We start from the raw sequence: 16,374 nt of genomic DNA, 5'->3' as shown, positions 1-16,374 counted from the left end.
CGATCAGCTCAAGTTGTCGATCATGCCATGGCGCACAGCCAACAGCACTAATTCAACATCGCTGTTGATCGAGAGTTTTTCAAAAATCCTGTATCGGTAAGTATTGACCGTCTTGGGTGACAAGCAGAGCTTGTCGGAAATGGCTTGCACCTTCTGGCAATTCGCAATCATCAAGGCAATCTGGATTTCCCGCTCGGATAACAGATCGAAAGGTGAATTGCTGGACTGGGGTTGAAAAGACTTCAACGCCAGCTGTTGCGCAATCTGGGGACTTATATAGCGCTGGCCAGCGAAAACCAGCCTGATAGCCTGAATCATTTCCCCCAATGCTGCTCCTTTGGTCAGATAGCCAGCCGCACCAGCCTGCAGCAATCGGGTAGGAAAAGGATCTTCCTCACATGCCGTAACAGCAATGACTCGCATATGCGGATGGCTTCGCAAGAGCTTTCGAGTAGCTTCCAGCCCACCAATGCCAGGCATTCTAACATCCATCAAGATTACATCTGGCTTTAATTCTTTTGCCGCCCTGATAGCCTCCTCGCCCGAATCAGCCTGTCCAATCACAAGCAAACCGTCGATATCGGCCAACATTCGAGCAATGCCAGTACGTACTAAATCGTGATCATCGACCACCAGCACCCTAATCAAATCGGATACCTCGTTACACAAGAAGACCAGCGCGGAACTCCAAGTTACATAACCTCGCTCCACTGGATAAACCAGAGCAATCTTGAGCTCAAGTACAGTCACTACCTTTAATGACGCCTGGATCCAAGTAGTAAATTCTAACAAAAACCTCTGTAGCCCACATGCCTGAAGCAAGCTGTAGAGCCATGGGTTTGATAAACGGCAGTTAATAGAAAATCAGACGCTCAGGGCACGGGTCAAGGTAAAATCACTTGGCGTCCGTGTAGCTATCAGCCTCGCCACACCTATGCCTGCAGGTGTCTGAGCGCCCGTGGTAATCTTGCTTTCATTGCCATGCGATTAGGCCATTAAAGACTTCACGATGCTGGTCGAAGTCTACGCAAAATGGGTGGACAACGAGCCGCCGAACGAGCTCCTGCTCATCTGGAACAGCCCCGAAAATCAAAAGCGAAATGCTCCAGATCTGTCCCAAAAATTCCAGAAAACTTTCTAAGCAGTTGATGAATAATCAAAAATCAGATTTATCGCAACACACCCCGATGATGCAACAGTATTGGCGGCTGAAGAACCAGCACCTGGACCAGCTGATGTTCTACCGTATGGGTGACTTCTACGAATTGTTCTATGAGGATGCCAAACGCGCCGCCAGTCTGCTGGATATAACCTTGACTGCCCGCGGTCAGTCGGCCGGCAAATCGATTCCCATGGCTGGCATTCCGTTTCATTCAGCGGAAGGCTATCTGGCTCGACTGGTAAAGCTCGGCGAATCAGTGGTCATTTGTGAACAGATTGGCGATCCGGCAACCAGCAAGGGGCCGGTGGAACGTCAGGTAGTACGCATTATCACCCCCGGCACGGTGAGCGACGAGGCCTTGCTGGACGAACGTCGGGACAACTTGCTGACAGCGGTGCTCGGTGATGAAAAGCTATTTGGCCTGGCGGTGCTGGATATCACCAGCGGGCGTTTCAGTGTGCAGGAAATAAAAGGCTGGGAAGCCTTGCTGGCCGAGCTGGAGCGACTCAATCCTGCCGAGCTGATGATTCCCGATGATTGGCCTCAGAACCTGCCACTGGAAAAACGCCGTGGCGTGCGACGTCGGGCACCCTGGGAGTTCGATCGAGATACCGCATTCAAAGGTCTCTGCCAGCAATTCGGTACGCAAGATCTCAAGGGTTTTGGTTGCGAGAGACTGACCCTTGCCATCGGCGCAGCCGGCTGCCTGCTGACCTATGCGAAAGATACTCAGCGCACCGCCCTGCCCCATCTGCGCAACCTGCGCCACGAACGACTCGACGACACCGTTATTCTGGACGGTGCCAGCCGACGCAACCTGGAGCTGGACACTAACCTTTCCGGTGGGCGCGATAATACACTGCAATCGGTGATGGACCGCTGCCAGACGGCGATGGGTAGCCGTCTGCTCACGCGCTGGCTGAACCGCCCGTTGCGCGACCGTGCGGTGCTGGAAGCGCGCCAGGATTCCATTACCTGTCTGTTGGAACATTATCGTTTCGAGAACATTCAGCCGCTGTTGAAAGATATCGGCGATATCGAACGCATCCTTGCCCGGATCGGGCTGCGCAACGCTCGGCCGCGCGACCTTGCACGCCTGCGCGATGCGCTGGCAGCGCTCCCGGGTCTGCAGGTTACGATGCAGGGGTTGGTCGCCACACATCTGAACGATCTGGCAAGCAGTATTCGCACCTATCCGGAAATGGCCGACTTGCTGGCGCGCGCGATCATCGACAATCCACCGGCGGTGATCCGCGATGGCGGCGTGCTGAAACGCGGCTATGATCCTGAGCTGGATGAACTGCAGTCTTTGAGCGAGAACGCCGGGCAATTCCTGATGGATCTCGAAGCGCGGGAAAAAGTCCGTACCGGCCTTGCTAATCTCAAGGTCGGCTACAACCGTATCCATGGTTACTTCATCGAGCTACCGCGTGTGCAGGCCGCACAGGCACCGGCCGACTATATCCGCCGCCAGACGCTCAAAGGTGCCGAACGCTTTATCACACCCGAGTTGAAAGCCTTCGAAGACAAGGCCCTGTCTGCCAAGAGCCGGGCACTGACCAGGGAAAAGGCGCTTTACGAGCAATTATTGGACATGCTCATTGAACAGCTGGCGCCGCTGCAGGAAACTGCCGGTGCCCTCGCCGAATTGGACGTGTTGAGTAATCTGGCCGAACGGGCACTGAATCTCGATCTGAATCGACCGCGCTTTACTGAAGAACCCTGCCTGCGAATCGAGCAAGGTCGGCATCCAGTAGTCGAACAGGTATTGGAAACCCCCTTCGTGGCCAACGACCTGGCTTTGGATAACGAGACGCGCATGCTGATCATTACCGGGCCGAACATGGGCGGCAAGTCCACTTATATGCGGCAAACGGCCTTGATCGTGCTTCTGGCACAAATCGGCAGTTTCGTGCCGGCAACCACTTGTGAGCTATCGCTGGTGGACAGAATCTTCACTCGCATCGGTTCGAGCGACGATTTGGCCGGCGGCCGCTCCACGTTCATGGTGGAAATGAGCGAGACCGCCAATATCCTGCACAATGCCAGCGATCGTAGCTTGGTATTGATGGATGAAGTCGGACGCGGGACCAGTACTTTCGATGGCCTATCCCTAGCCTGGTCGGCCGCCGAACACTTGGCAAAATTGCGCGCCTATACCTTGTTCGCTACGCACTACTTCGAGCTGACCGTCTTGCCGGAAAATGAGCCAGTGGTAGCCAACGTGCATCTCAGCGCTACCGAGCATAACGAGCGGATCGTTTTTCTGCACCATGTACTGCCAGGGCCTGCCAGCCGGAGTTACGGCCTGGCCGTTGCACAACTGGCCGGCGTGCCAGACGAGGTGATCCAGCGAGCGCGAAACCACTTGATGCGTCTGGAAGCAACCAGCCTGTCCCATGACCTACCAAAGCAACAGCCCGGCCCGCGGACAGCAATGATGCCCATGCAAACCGACCTATTTGCCAACGTGCCGCATCCGATACTGGAAGACCTGGCGCAGATCAATCCCGATGAGTTGACACCACGTGCGGCGCTGGAATTGCTATATAACCTGAAAGCCCGACTATGAGGCGCTGGTAAAACAAAATCTGCTAGAATTTCATAGCATGGATCTGTGGTAATTAGCCTGCCATAGCCGCCCAGGAAGCCTTGTCGGCAAGGCTTTTAAAAATGAGGAGATAACTAGAAATGCCTTTCGTCGTTACCGACAATTGCATCAAATGCAAATACACCGATTGCGTGGAAGTCTGTCCAGTGGACTGCTTCTACGAAGGTCCGAACTTCCTGGTGATTCATCCTGACGAATGTATCGATTGCGCACTTTGCGAGCCGGAATGTCCAGCTCAGGCGATCTTCTCGGAAGACGAAGTACCTGAAGATATGCAGGAATTTGTGGCATTGAATGCCGAACTGTCGGGTATTTGGCCCAACATTACGGAAAAGAAAGATGCGCTACCGGATGCAGAAGACTGGGATGGAGTGGATAACAAGCTCAAGCATCTGGAACGCTGAGATGCTTTTATATCTCGGCTCAACACAACGATGCCTGCACACGCTGGCATCGTTATGTTCAGGCTACCTGTCTTTCGCTGGCAAATCGAATGCTCGAAGGAATCAGGCCCGGTCCACGTGATTCTTGACCGCATCCTTGGCATCGCCTTTTACTTGCTGAACCTTACCTTTGGCTTCCTGGCCACGGCCTTCGTTTTTCAAACGTTCGTTGTCTGTAGCCTCACCAACGCCTTGCTTGACCTTACCCGCTGCTTCGTTTGCATTACCCTTGATCTTGTCCGTAGTGCTACCCATTTGAGTTTCCCCTTATCGTCAAGAAGCTGAACGTTACCCCTCAATCGACCTGTGAAAAAAACAGTAGTTGCAAGTATTGGACAAATGGCTCAGGTCTGCCGGTAGCGGATCAGTCGCTTCAGCAAGGGCCGTCCGGCCAACTGCAGAAATACCGGCGCTCCCGCAATCAGATAGAAATAATAGGTGACGAACCGCCAGATCAGGATAGCCGCCGCTGCGCTGGACTTTCCTACGAGCGGCGCCAATAGCGCTGCCGCAGCCAACTCGGCACTGCCTGCGCCGCCAGGCAACAGGCTGAGCTGCCCTGCAGTCAACGCCAGCATCTGCACCAGCAGGGTCCAGGCCCAAGCCAATTCGTGGCCGAGCCCATGCAGAACCAAGTAGAGAATGCTAAAACGCAGCAGCCAATGCATGACGGTCAATAAAAAGGCCCAGAGCAGGATCGCTTGCGGTAGACGGAAGGTCTCCAGCAATGCATTGCGAAAGCCCAGCAACCGGCGCGCCCAGCGAATCTTGCGCCGAGCCTGCATACCAAACCGAGCCATCAACCAGCCGTTAAGCCTGAATACCTGACGGTGAAAGCGCCCAAGCATCCCCAGCAGAATCAGGACCGCGCACAGTAAAGCGGTACTCAGGCTCAGCAATCCGGCCAGATGCGGATTGAGCGTGTGAGTCAGCGCATAGATCAGCACACCAATCAAGGCACACATGAAGAACAGCAGATCGCAAAAATGCTCCACGGCGAATATTGCGGTCCCTTTGGCCGGTGCGATTCCCTGGCGCATCAGCAAAGCCATCATCGTCAGAGGTCCACCGGCCCCGCCGGGAGTCGCGCACATGGCGAATTCGGTAGCCACCACGATACCTAGCGCCTGTCTCTGCCCCAAATGGCGATACCCCAGCAGCAAGCGCAAGCGCAGCGCATTACAGAACCAGCAGAGAACTACCATACCAAGCATGCCGCATAACAGATCGACCGGAAACGATAGCAGGCGCTCAAACAGACCGTTACCACCCAGCAGCAAAGGGATCAGTGCGGCAGCAAGCAAAGCGCCCGGCAGCAACCATACGCCATGCTTCATGCGGCCGACCTTGGCTGCTCCAGGTACTGGCGCAGCCAGGCAGATTTGGTCATGGGCCGACGGCCATCCGCCAACAGTCGCTGTAACAGCTCTAACCAGTAAGTACGTGAGAAATCATGACGCATATCCACTGGATGCAAGCCTAAACGTACCAGTGGCATCTGCCGGCACCGCCATGCCAGGTTTTCGCTAAGCAGCCAGGATAATCCACGACGCCAGTTGCTGCGGGCACTCCAGACAAACGAAGGCGCCTTGATGGCAGTGAACTTCGGTAGTAAATGGAGATGATGTGGATCGCTGGTATAGCTCAGCCCGGATTTTATCAGCGCCTGTCGCGCGCCTTCATTCAATAACCAGGCTGGTGCCACGAATCCTTGCAACGGCCAGTCATGCCGCTGAAACAGTGCCTTGCCCAGTTCCAGGCGTTCCAAGGCAGCCGTCTCGTTCAGGACATAGAACTCACCTTCATGCGTATAGATGCGCCGCATGAACCAATCCGGAAGCGTTCGCGGCCCCGGTCCGTCATCACAATGAAAATAGCCATGCAACACCAGTTCGTCGCCGCAGGCGATGCGCTGGTCGAGCATTCGGCAAAAACCGGGAAACTTGTCCAATGGATTGCGATGATGAAAATCCGGAACGACCAGCCAGCTCATGGGAATATGTCCAAGCGCATCCACTGCCTCGACCAGAGGCTGGTAATCCCTCCAGGTTTCCGGCGCCACATCATGCAGCACCAGCATCAAGGTCCGCTCAACCATGGACGGCAACTGCCATTTCGGACTGACCAAGTACTGCCTGATAATGCGCCAGCAGCCCCGCAACGACCGCATCCCAGGCATGCTGTGCCTCTACATACTGGCGGGCCTGTATGCCCATCAAGCGCGTATCACTTTCGAACAACTCACGGATCTTACCGGCCATATCCAGCGCATCCAACGGGCGGCAAAGCCGGCCACAATGGAACGGCACCAGCTCGGGCAAGGCTCCAGAACGCGCCGCAACGACCGGAATACCGCTGGCCATGGCCTCCAGTGCTACCAAACCAAACGTTTCCTGGGTACCAGCGTGCAACAGCGCATCGCAACTGGCCATCAACCGCGCGACCTCTATTGCCGGGCAGAAACGCTTGATAACCGTCACATTATCCGGCACACGCCTAGGCATCCCCGAGCCAACCAACAATAGATGATAGGGTTTGCCCAGCATTTGGATGGTTTGCAGAAGAATATCCAGATTCTTTTCTCGTGAGCCCCGCCCCGCGTAGATCAGCAGACGGGTTTTATCCTCCAGCCCCAGTTCCCGGCGAAGGTCGGGATTGCATCGATCGGGATGGAAAATCTCGAGGTCCACACCCAGCGGCTGGACGAAGATATTACGCACGCCAAGCCCGGCCAGCTTATCCGCCATTACCTGGCTGGGCGCAAGAACCCGGTCGAAACTGCTGTAGAGCTTGAGAATATAGGGATTGAAGTTACCACCAACCCAGGAGCCGAAACGATTGCTGACCAACAGCGGCAGATCCGAATGATAGAAACCGATCACCGGGATATTCAATTGCCGACCGGCATCCAAAGCTGCCCAGGCTGTCACATAGGGATCACCGACTTCGATCAAATCCGGCCGCAGGCTACCAAGCAGATTGCTCCACGGTGCTCGCCGTAACGGAAAACGCTGCCCTTTGCCAAAAGGTAAGGCGAAAGCCGGCACTTCATAAAGCCCTTCACGGTGATGGTAAGCACTACCCGGTACCAACATGCTGTGCCGGACGCCGGGATACAAGCGCAAGCGGCGATGCTTGGCTTCCAGGTAGGTACGCACACCGCCACTGGCAGGGGCATAGAACATGGTCATATCGGCGATATGCAAGACAGGGATTCTCCGCTCGATTCGTATGCAGCTCAGGACGGAGCCAGCACCGAGAAACCAATGGACCGTAACGCAGCGCAGATGTTCGTGCTAGATAAGTAAACAGACAATGATATTGTCAGCCTGTTTGACGAAGATCTACGCCCTTCACTCTTCGATGATTTTTTCACCTTCGTCTTTACCGTCTACGGAGGCATGTTCGATCACTGCGTTCATTTCGGCACCGAACAATAGCACCGACGCCGAGATATAGAGATAAAGCAGGAGCACGATGATCGCGCCGATACTGCCGTAAGTCGCGTTATAGTTGGCAAAGTTCTGTACATATATACCGAAACCAAGCGAGGCGATCAGCCAGATCGTAACTGCCAGGATCGATCCAGGCGTGATGAAGCGAAAGCACTGTTCGACATCAGGCATGACGTAGTACATCACCGCAACTGAAAAGGTCAGCAGCAGGATCACTGCCGGCCAGCGCAACCAGGTCCAGAGCGTTATCACGACTTCCTGCAGCCCTACTCGCGCAGCTAACCACTCCAAGACTTGCGGGCCCACGATCATCAGTCCGGCAGCCGTGAGCATCATCATGGCAAGCCCCACGGTATACACCAGCGAAAGGAGATAAAGTTTCCAGATCGGGCGTGCCTCCTTGACCGCATACACAACATTCATAGCCTGCATCAGCGAACGTACGCCCCGGGAAGCTGATATCAGGGCGAGCAGGATGCCAAAAGAAAGCAGCCCGCTTTCCTGCCGCTGCAACTGGTCGATGACCGGATTGATCTGCTCCATCGCCACTGGTGGAAAAAACAGTTCACCCTGTTCTCGCAACCAGCTAAAGAATTGCGGCAAATGCAGAAAGCCCAGCAGAGCAATCAAGAACAGAAAAAAAGGAAACATCGAAAACAGGATCGAAAATGCCAATGCAGCAGCATAAGTCGACATGTCATCTTCACTGAAACCTTTGAATGTCCGCTTGATCAGCTTCTGCATACCAAGGTTGCGCGTATCCAGGAAAGCCATTTCATCTTCTCTATCTGATTTTTGTTCCAACCTTGAATCGGACGGTTGCCCAACGACGGAAGTTCGCTATTAGAACAGTGGACCACCCAAGGCGAAACGCTGTTCGAAGCCACAGCTTTGCCGTGGCAGCAAAATTGTCATCGCGATATTCGAATCCGGCGTAAAGGTAATTCCAGCGCCATGGCAAACGGCAATTGGTTACGCTCCAGCTCTTTAGCTTCGCCAACTGCCCTCGGAATTCCTTGGCCTCAACGCGAAAGCGCACTGCTCCGTCCGTCGCTTGATGCAATCTCGATCATCCATCAGGCCTCTATCTCGACCTTTATTCCACGCCTGCATTGCTCCGCCATGCGGTTCAAATCCACTTCGCGTCCAGTCAGCCGATGCATAAGCGTGATCAAGCGTACGTAAGGCTTTACCCACCAGGCCACTTTTAGGCGAACTGCAAAATTAGACTGAGCCATCACGAGCCACCAAACACCGGAGCCGGGTTTCCCCTAATCTTAAATAACCCGATAGCCAACACTGTATGCATGACAATCATCAGCCATGCTGTGACCAGAACCACGAACGTCCCGATCCGGATCTCCACCGCTGCAGTTATGCAGGCCATGATCGCCATGATATTCACGTCGCAGCGGAATCTGGCTCCACGTCTCTGGTAGGCGAGCAGTCGGATAAACGTAACGATGCCCAGTACGACAGTGATCCAGGTCAGCAGGCTAGCCATTGGTCTCCTCCTTTTCCTCCGGAACTGCCCGCGCGAGCGTTACAGTTACGACCAAGGCAGATGCAATAAATGCTGATAGACCTGAGAGATCAATTGGTTCGATCCCGGCTAAAACCGGCAACACCTGCGCCGAACATTCCGGCTGTGGGTGTTTGGCTTGCCCATGCAGATGGAAGCTGTGCTTGCCAAGATTGATAAATAAAACACCCTGCGAAAGCGTAACCCTCGCAGGGTGTGGGGGACCCTCTCATTAGCCCCGCACGATGGCGAGGCCTGGATAGATTTGTTAACTAAACCCGCTTTGGGTATTTCAAATCGAAAACACAACTCACGATCCCGCGAACTGAAGACGGATTAGCGCACTATTTTGGTTTGTCGCATCCAGACAGACGCACCGTTCAGATTCATAAAAAATAAAATAGGCTTGTATCTCGGCTCTGCTCGGCTCAGTCGGACCAACCTCTCAAGCACCAGAATCGATCCCGGCGCAATCCGTCCTTGATCAATAGCTTGTAAAAAAGTTCCCTGTGCACCTTACTTTAGGTGCCGATGGTAATAGGCCGATAGCCTCTCATCGCACAGCAAAAGTGATTCATCAAGCGCCAAACCCTTATCCTGAGCCCCTCTCAGCACATATTGCATCTGACGATCGGCGCTGTGACCCGTCGCCTGACGCGGATCTGAAAACCGTAAATAGCTATATACTCTCGCGCCAATTTCATTCATACATCACACTCGAGACAGTACCTATCATGACCAAACCCACCGACTCCCAAAAGCCAAAAAACGGATATGTGGGCAGTATAGGTATGATATCGCTCGGGTGTCCCAAGGCGACGGTCGACTCCGAGCGCATCCTGACGCAGCTGCGCGTCGAGGGCTACCAGATCGTCCCGAGTTATCAGGATGCCGATGTAGTAGTGGTCAATACCTGCGGTTTTATCGACAGCGCCAAGGCGGAATCGCTGGATGCCATCGGCGAGGCGCTGGCAGAAAACGGCAAGGTGATCGTCACCGGCTGCATGGGGGTATCCGAAAGCGCCATTCGCGATGTCCATCCTCGCGTATTGACCGTTACCGGGCCACAGCAGTACGAGCAAGTAGTGAATGCCGTGCATGAAGTGATACCGCCGAAAGCCGATCACGATCCCTTCGTCGATCTGGTTCCGCCGCAAGGTATCAAGCTGACTCCACGGCACTACTCGTACCTGAAGATTTCCGAAGGTTGCAACCATAGCTGCAGCTTCTGCATCATCCCATCGATCCGTGGCAAGCTGGTCAGCCGACCGGCCGGCGAGGTGCTGGTCGAAGCCGAACGCCTGGTCGAGTCAGGCGTCAAGGAGCTGCTGGTGATTTCGCAGGACACCAGTGCCTACGGCGTAGACCTCAAGTACAAGACTGATTTCTGGGCCGGCCAGCCGACCCGAACACGCATGCTGGAGCTATGCGAATCGCTGGCGCGCATGGGCGTCTGGGTGCGCCTGCACTACGTCTATCCCTACCCCAACGTGGATGACGTGATTCCGCTGATGGCGGCCGGCAAGCTCCTGCCTTATCTGGATATTCCCTTCCAGCATTCCAGCCCAAGAATCCTCAAGGCGATGAAACGCCCGGCGTTCGAGGACGAGACGCTGGCGCGCATCAAAAAATGGCGAGAGATCTGCCCGGATCTGACCATCCGCTCCACCTTTATCGTCGGCTTTCCCGGTGAAACCGAGGAAGACTTCCAGTATCTGCTGAACTGGCTGAGCGAAGCGCAGTTGGATCGGGTTGGTTGCTTTCAGTACTCCGCCGTGGACGGTGCGCCAGCCAACGAGCTCGAAGGTGCAGTGCCGGAAGAGGTCAAGCAGGAGCGCTGGGAACGCTTCATGGCGCATCAGCAAACCATCAGCGCTGCACGCCTGCAGCGCAAGATCGGCAAGGAAATCCAGGTGCTGATCGACGAAGTCGACGACGAAGGCGCCATTGGCCGTTCCTGGGGCGATGCACCGGACATCGATGGCAACGTCTATATCGACAACCTGAATCTGAAACCTGGCGACATGGTCTGGGCCCGGGTCTTCGATGCCGACGAGTACGATCTTTGGGCCGACATGATCTGAAACTCCACAATCAAAGCCCAACTATTCCTGGGCTTTCCCGCCGTTACGCAAGCCCGGCAAATTCCACGAAACCACAGCCATGATCCATAGCGTTTCCCCCATCGGCTATGTGCGTTCCTGCTTTCAGGAGAAATTCGCGATTCCCCGGCAGCCACACTTGGCTCCGGCTGCCCGTGGCGTACTGGAATTGATCGCTCCTTTCGACCAGGCACAGGCGCTGGAAGGGCTTGAACAGGTCAGCCATGTCTGGCTGTTGTTTCTCTTTCACCAGACGCTGGAAAGCCAGCCGCGCTTGCGGGTACGCCCTCCGCGCCTGGGCGGCAATCGTATGGTCGGGGTATTCGCCACACGTTCGACGCATCGCCCCAACGGTATCGGCCAGTCCGTCGTCAAACTGGAACGAATCGAACCCGGCAGGCTCTGGCTATCTGGCATAGATCTGCTGGACGGCACACCTGTACTAGATATCAAGCCCTACGTGCCGTATGCCGATGCTTTACCCAATGCGCATAACGGCATGGCGGAACGCGAGCCTGAGCGAATCAGCGTCGAGTGGGACGAAAACGCCCGATTCCAGGCTTATGCCGTAGCTCAGCGCCTGGGCGAGCCGCTGGTGGAACTGATCGAACAATGCCTGAGCCAGGACCCGCGCCCCGCCTATCAGACTCCCGAACCGCAGCGGCGCTACGGTACCCGCTTCTGGGATGTGGACGTGCGCTGGCATTATCCGTCGCCGGAGCGAATCAAGGTACTGGAAGTGATCGACGCTGCACCGCAGCGGTGACGCTCCAAAATCAGCGCCGTGCGGGCTGTTGTTCCGGCATCAGCAACAGACGCTTGCTGCCATAGATCCGCTCCTGATTGCCAGGCTTGAATGGAAAGCTCATGTACTGCCCTTTCATCCAGGCGTCGATACCGTCGGCATAGTGCGGACTCGCCGGGTTACCGGATTGGCCGGAGCTATTCAAACCCACCAATGGCTCGTCGCGACCGAAATCGACGATGATCCGCATCGCCGGGATCAACCAGGTATCGAAGCTTTCACCCCAGCGATAGGCCGATGCATTCAACGTGTCATGATCGCCTCCAGCCGGGTACGGACCGCGGTCGAGATAGCCCTGAATCGCCTGAATGCCGGCGCGCTGGGTCGCACTCATGTGAGGTGCAAGCTGGGTCGGGCCGCTGGCCCAGGTATAGGTATGCAGCTTGCCCCACTGCCAGCTTTTGCGATCGCTGCCCAAGCGTGTCTCCAGGAAGGTGACTGCGGCAACGAGACTGCGAGCCAGGATGGCCGGCTTGTCTTCTTGTTGCGAGGTTTTCCGATCATCCCAGAACGGGCTGTCTTCCTGCCCCAATAAATGATCGGCCTGCGCCGAGTAGGAAAAGCTGGAGGCCTGTACCAGCGCCCGCCAGGCTGGCGAATCTTCCGGACCAAGCTCATCGAGAAAGATCTCGCGCGCACTCTGGTGAAGGAAGGCTTCGTACAACGCAGCGTCCGCCGAGGCCACCGCTAACCTGCCATCGAAAGACAACAGCCTATCCAACGCTTCGCCAGCTTTGTGCCTTTCATCCTCGCGCAGCGCGGCAATGGCCTGGGCGAGCGGCTTCGCCATGCCCGGTGCTTGCAGCATCGTCTTGAGTTTGCCGGCAAAGCTCGTGACCTGGTCATATTGCATGGCAATCGTACTGCGCATGTCCTGCTTGCCCGCTGCAGCCAGTTCGGCCAGACGCTCGTAGCGCTCCGGGTAATACCAGGAGGCGGACAACTGCATACCATAGCCACGAGCGACGCTGCGCTGGTTGGCGTTGCCGAGCCAGCCCTGCGGCGGATCCTGATCGTAGGGATGCAGCATGGGGTCGGCAAAACCATCCCAGCCGTAACGATCGTCCCAACCGGGCGAAGGAACCAATCCCAGCCCCTGGCGGCGATTGGGAAAACGCCCGGTGATCTGCCAGCCGATGCTGTTTTCATCGGCCAGCAGCATGTTCAGCGCTGGCGTGCGAATCCTGCGAGCGGCGGCAAAAGCCTGTTCGAGAGATTTTGTGCGTGACAGATCGAAGAAAGCATCCAGCGATTGGTCATCATCGAGTGGAACGCTCTTGAGCGCCAGACCGTAGCTGCTGGCCAGTGGCAGCGGTTGGATGGCGTGCTGGCGTGCCCCCAGAACGTCATTGAGCAACGGGCCATTGCGGGTTTCATAAAGCGTTTCGCGAATCGGCTGCTGCCCCTTGATGAAAAAAGTTTCCTGACGCTCGGGCGCCGCTTGCCATTCACCATCAGCCAAATACAGGAGGCGACCACCCTCCCGGCGGACTTGTTCGAGAAACAGATCCTGATTGTCACCCATGACCATGGTCATGCCCCAGGCGACCTTGCCGTTGAAACCGGCAATGATGGCTGGAATACCGGCAATAGTGATACCTGCTCCCTGAAAAATGGGCGAGCGGATCTGCACGAAATTCCAGTACGACGGCATGGATAGCAGCAAATGAGTATCGTTGGCCAGAATCGGTTTGCCGCTGGTGCTGTTGCGCCCGGCAATCGCCCAGGCATTGGAAGCGGCAACCCCCAGAGGATTCAATTGCGCCATTAACCCAGTTGTTCGCTCAAGCGCAGCAAGGCCGGGAACTTGCCCGGACAGCGTGAGCCCTTCAAGCTTCTCCGCTTCAGCGAAGGGTAGCGGTTCGTCGGGATAAGTCGGCAACAACCAGGCGAGCCGCTTCGCATCAACCCTCTGCACCAGAATCAACGCAGCAATTTCTTCCTGCAGATTCACCGAGAGACCGACATTCAGCAGACAGAACACCAGTGCCGAGTCCTCAGGCTGCCAATAGTCCGGATGGTAGCCAGAAGCAGCCAAATCCATTGGTAACTTATCCTGGTGGCGGTAGATGTAGGCATTGACCCCCCGCGAATACACCTCGAACAACAGGCGCAAGCGTGGCGAAGCATTGCGATAAAGGATCTTTGCGCTCTGTTTCAGATTCAGCGCACGCATAAAGCGGTCGAGATCCAGCACACCCGGACCAACCATCTCGGCCAGGCGGCCTTCAGCGGTCAAGCGCAAGGTAATCATCTGGCTCAGACGATCACTGGCATGCACATAGCCCAAAGCAAATATCGCGTCGTGAAAACTCTTGCCTTCGATCAGCGGCATGCCAAAAGTGTTGCGCCGAACGCTCACTGCATCTTCAAGGCCGACCAGCGCCAAGGAACCCTGGTCGGGAGGCAGAGTGCTCTCGTAACGCTTGTCCAGATAGTTTTCGCAACCGGACAGACCAAACACACTGAATGCAGTCGCCAAGGTAAGGCGGTTCAGGGCAGAAGACACACGCAAGAGCATCGGGAGTAATTCCTGTGCGGGTTGGCAGGTAAGGAAAGCGGGAAAACGACGAACCGTCGCGAGACTTGGTCACAGTTCACAATCTCACCCGGCCAGGACGGACCCGTGCAGGAGAAATCATGTGAAATACAGAGGCAGTTTTCGGGCGATGGGTAAATATCAGCGCTTCAAGCGGACCGGGAATTCATACCGCACCCGGCTGCCGAGTCCAGGTAATCGCCGAGCGAGAATCGACGCATAAGCTCATGAACGAATCAGGTACCGTGATATTTCTTGAAGGTTGAATGTCTTCTGGCTGCCACATGGACAGAGATCGCTACGCCCGATATCTCTCAACGGATTGCGCACTGGTTCCTGGTCATGCTTGCAATGTGGACCATGGGCATGGTGATGATCCTGTTCATGGTCGCAACCCTGACCATGTACAGGGTGTTTCTGGTTTATGCAGATCACTTCGGGATGAATTTGCCGGGAGTTATTTCCCCACTCCGGCTGATGGGTACCTGGCGACGAAACATCAAACCGGTTTTCAGCTCGCCATCCAGTGTGTAGCGAATCGGCTGTTTGGGTTTTTCCAGTTGCCGTACCAGATGCTTCAGGTCTTTCCAGAGCGAAGTATGCACCGGCACCTCATAAAAGGCGTGGCCATTGGCAGGAATATAGGCCCAGGAATCAGTTTCACCACTGGCAAGCTTCACTTCACCAAGCCTTACCACATAATTAAGCCCACGTATCGGCAGACTACGATCATTGGGGTTATCAATGCGAAAGCGCAGTAGAAACTCCTGATCCAGCAGGCGAGCCTTGATCACGTCGACATCCGTCAACTCGACATTCGGGTTCTCAAAGCGCCCGGAAAGCCAACCGGAACACCCCGGAAGGCATAACAGCAAACCAAGCAGGAGCCATGTTTTCAATAGTCGTTTTTGTAGCATGGCCAGCATTTACCTACTCCGAGCAGTGCTGCAGTTTATCAAGAGGCTACAATCGGCTTACAGGAAAAAAATAGTTTGCGCATGCGTCAGCCCTGAGACAAGTTGCCGCCACCAAAGTATCGAAGGAACAAGGATATGACTCGCTATGAGATTGCTTTTTCCGGCCAATTGCTACCCAAAGTACAGCCAGAACAAGTCAAAGCTAACCTGATGCGCTTGTTCCAATGCGATGCACAGCGAATCGAAGCGCTATTTTCCGGGCACAGGGTCGTGATCAAACATAACCTGGATCAAGAATCCGCCGAAAAATACCACGCTGCCTTGCAACGCGCCGGCGCACACGTCGATGTCTGCGTCATGCCTACGCCTATCGAACTCACTGCGCCACCGGTTGAAACCTCGAGATCGACCTCATCGAACGATGGCCACCTCGAAGTTATACCCCGGGATGAGTATATGGCTGCCTTTCGGAACGTCATCGCTCCCGACTTCGGCCTTGCCCCAGCCGATAGCGATCTACAGCGGCAACAACCGCTTGTGGCAAGCCCGCAACTGGATCTTTCCGGGTTCACCCTGGCGCCTGTCGGCAGCGACCTGGGCCAGCTGCCTCTGGCATCAAGCATGCCGCTTCCAGATATCAGCCACTTGCATCTTCTGGATTAATGGGAAAGACCTGTCAACCGTGCCAAAACCGGCCCTGGCCCAGGTTTTCCATACAAATTCTTCAAGCAAAAACCACCATGCTAGACTGCGCCCCCACGCATCATCTTGCACAAGATCCCACGACCCGTATGGCGACGACTACCCGGTTTTCCACC

At 55.5% G+C, this 16,374-nt stretch carries 15 protein-coding genes; 5 read left to right on the top strand and 10 right to left on the bottom strand.

Going from position 1 to position 16,374, the window contains the following annotated elements; genetic code table 11:
• Nucleotides 1–3 precede the first annotated feature (3 nt).
• On the bottom strand, nt 4–648 hold the full coding sequence (gene gacA, locus FHR87_RS11560; protein ID WP_183166934.1) for a response regulator transcription factor GacA: 645 nt from the start codon (nt 646–648) through the stop codon (nt 4–6).
• Nucleotides 649–1,148: 500 nt separating this feature from the next.
• Between gacA and mutS the strand changes: the two genes are divergently transcribed.
• The gene (gene mutS, locus FHR87_RS11555) at nt 1,149–3,734 is read left to right on the top strand and encodes a DNA mismatch repair protein MutS (RefSeq protein WP_183166884.1); all 2,586 of its coding nucleotides are present in this window, start codon (nt 1,149–1,151) and stop codon (nt 3,732–3,734) included.
• 119 nt (nt 3,735–3,853) lie between these two features.
• Nucleotides 3,854–4,177 (top strand): ferredoxin FdxA, encoded by a 324-nt coding sequence (fdxA, locus tag FHR87_RS11550; protein WP_183166883.1) that lies wholly within the window; start codon nt 3,854–3,856, stop codon nt 4,175–4,177.
• 102 nt (nt 4,178–4,279) lie between these two features.
• On the opposite strand, the gene FHR87_RS11545 is transcribed toward fdxA, so the two are convergent.
• The 6 genes from FHR87_RS11545 to FHR87_RS11520 all read right to left on the bottom strand — a co-directional run bounded on the left by FHR87_RS11545 (nt 4,280) and on the right by FHR87_RS11520 (nt 9,175).
• A complete protein-coding gene (locus tag FHR87_RS11545) occupies nt 4,280–4,471 on the bottom strand; it encodes a CsbD family protein (protein ID WP_183166882.1) in 192 nt (63 codons plus the stop codon).
• 89 nt (nt 4,472–4,560) lie between these two features.
• Nucleotides 4,561–5,553: a glucosaminyl phosphatidylglycerol flippase gene (locus FHR87_RS11540; protein WP_183166881.1), complete on the bottom strand. Its 993-nt coding sequence runs from the start codon at nt 5,551–5,553 to the stop codon at nt 4,561–4,563.
• The gene (locus FHR87_RS11535) at nt 5,550–6,314 is read right to left on the bottom strand and encodes an N-acetylglucosaminyl phosphatidylglycerol deacetylase (protein WP_183166880.1); all 765 of its coding nucleotides are present in this window, start codon (nt 6,312–6,314) and stop codon (nt 5,550–5,552) included. Before FHR87_RS11535 ends, FHR87_RS11540 begins: the two co-directional genes overlap by 4 nt.
• Nucleotides 6,307–7,422 carry an N-acetylglucosaminyl phosphatidylglycerol synthase gene (locus FHR87_RS11530; RefSeq protein ID WP_183166879.1) on the bottom strand — a complete coding sequence of 372 codons (1,116 nt, stop codon included), beginning with the start codon at nt 7,420–7,422 and terminating at the stop codon, nt 6,307–6,309. Before FHR87_RS11530 ends, FHR87_RS11535 begins: the two co-directional genes overlap by 8 nt.
• A 147-nt stretch (nt 7,423–7,569) precedes the next feature.
• The gene (locus tag FHR87_RS11525; RefSeq protein ID WP_183166878.1) at nt 7,570–8,445 is read right to left on the bottom strand and encodes a YihY/virulence factor BrkB family protein; all 876 of its coding nucleotides are present in this window, start codon (nt 8,443–8,445) and stop codon (nt 7,570–7,572) included.
• 463 nt (nt 8,446–8,908) lie between these two features.
• Nucleotides 8,909–9,175 carry a phage holin family protein gene (locus FHR87_RS11520; RefSeq protein ID WP_183166877.1) on the bottom strand — a complete coding sequence of 89 codons (267 nt, stop codon included), beginning with the start codon at nt 9,173–9,175 and terminating at the stop codon, nt 8,909–8,911.
• 752 nt (nt 9,176–9,927) lie between these two features.
• On the opposite strand from FHR87_RS11520, the gene rimO reads away from it, so the two are divergent.
• Both rimO and tsaA read left to right on the top strand, forming a co-directional pair.
• Nucleotides 9,928–11,277, top strand: a complete 1,350-nt coding sequence (rimO, locus tag FHR87_RS11515) for a 30S ribosomal protein S12 methylthiotransferase RimO (RefSeq protein WP_183166876.1) — start codon at nt 9,928–9,930, stop codon at nt 11,275–11,277.
• Nucleotides 11,278–11,356: 79 nt separating this feature from the next.
• Nucleotides 11,357–12,061, top strand: a complete 705-nt coding sequence (gene tsaA / locus FHR87_RS11510; protein ID WP_183166875.1) for a tRNA (N6-threonylcarbamoyladenosine(37)-N6)-methyltransferase TrmO — start codon at nt 11,357–11,359, stop codon at nt 12,059–12,061.
• A 10-nt stretch (nt 12,062–12,071) separates the two neighbouring features.
• Here tsaA and FHR87_RS11505 read toward each other — a convergent pair whose 3' ends face one another.
• The 3 genes from FHR87_RS11505 to FHR87_RS11495 form a co-directional block, all read right to left on the bottom strand.
• Nucleotides 12,072–14,621: a penicillin acylase family protein gene (locus tag FHR87_RS11505; protein ID WP_183166874.1), complete on the bottom strand. Its 2,550-nt coding sequence runs from the start codon at nt 14,619–14,621 to the stop codon at nt 12,072–12,074.
• A gap of 243 nt (nt 14,622–14,864) precedes the next feature.
• The gene (locus FHR87_RS19220; protein ID WP_183166933.1) at nt 14,865–15,065 is read right to left on the bottom strand and encodes an SEC-C metal-binding domain-containing protein; all 201 of its coding nucleotides are present in this window, start codon (nt 15,063–15,065) and stop codon (nt 14,865–14,867) included.
• 5 nt (nt 15,066–15,070) lie between these two features.
• Nucleotides 15,071–15,565, bottom strand: coding sequence for an LEA/WHy family protein (locus tag FHR87_RS11495; protein WP_183166873.1), 495 nt, complete (start codon nt 15,563–15,565; stop codon nt 15,071–15,073).
• Nucleotides 15,566–15,691: 126 nt separating this feature from the next.
• On the opposite strand from FHR87_RS11495, the gene FHR87_RS11490 reads away from it, so the two are divergent.
• Entirely contained in the window at nt 15,692–16,219 is a 528-nt protein-coding gene (locus FHR87_RS11490) for a hypothetical protein (RefSeq protein ID WP_183166872.1), read from the top strand.
• The last annotated feature ends 155 nt before the right edge of the window (nt 16,220–16,374 follow it).

The sequence above is a fragment of the Azomonas macrocytogenes genome (genome assembly GCF_014191985.1).
Classification (GTDB): Bacteria; Pseudomonadota; Gammaproteobacteria; order Pseudomonadales; family Pseudomonadaceae; genus Azomonas; species Azomonas macrocytogenes.
Note: the sequence above shows the minus strand (reverse complement) of the source record. Positions and strands in the feature narration are given on the sequence as shown.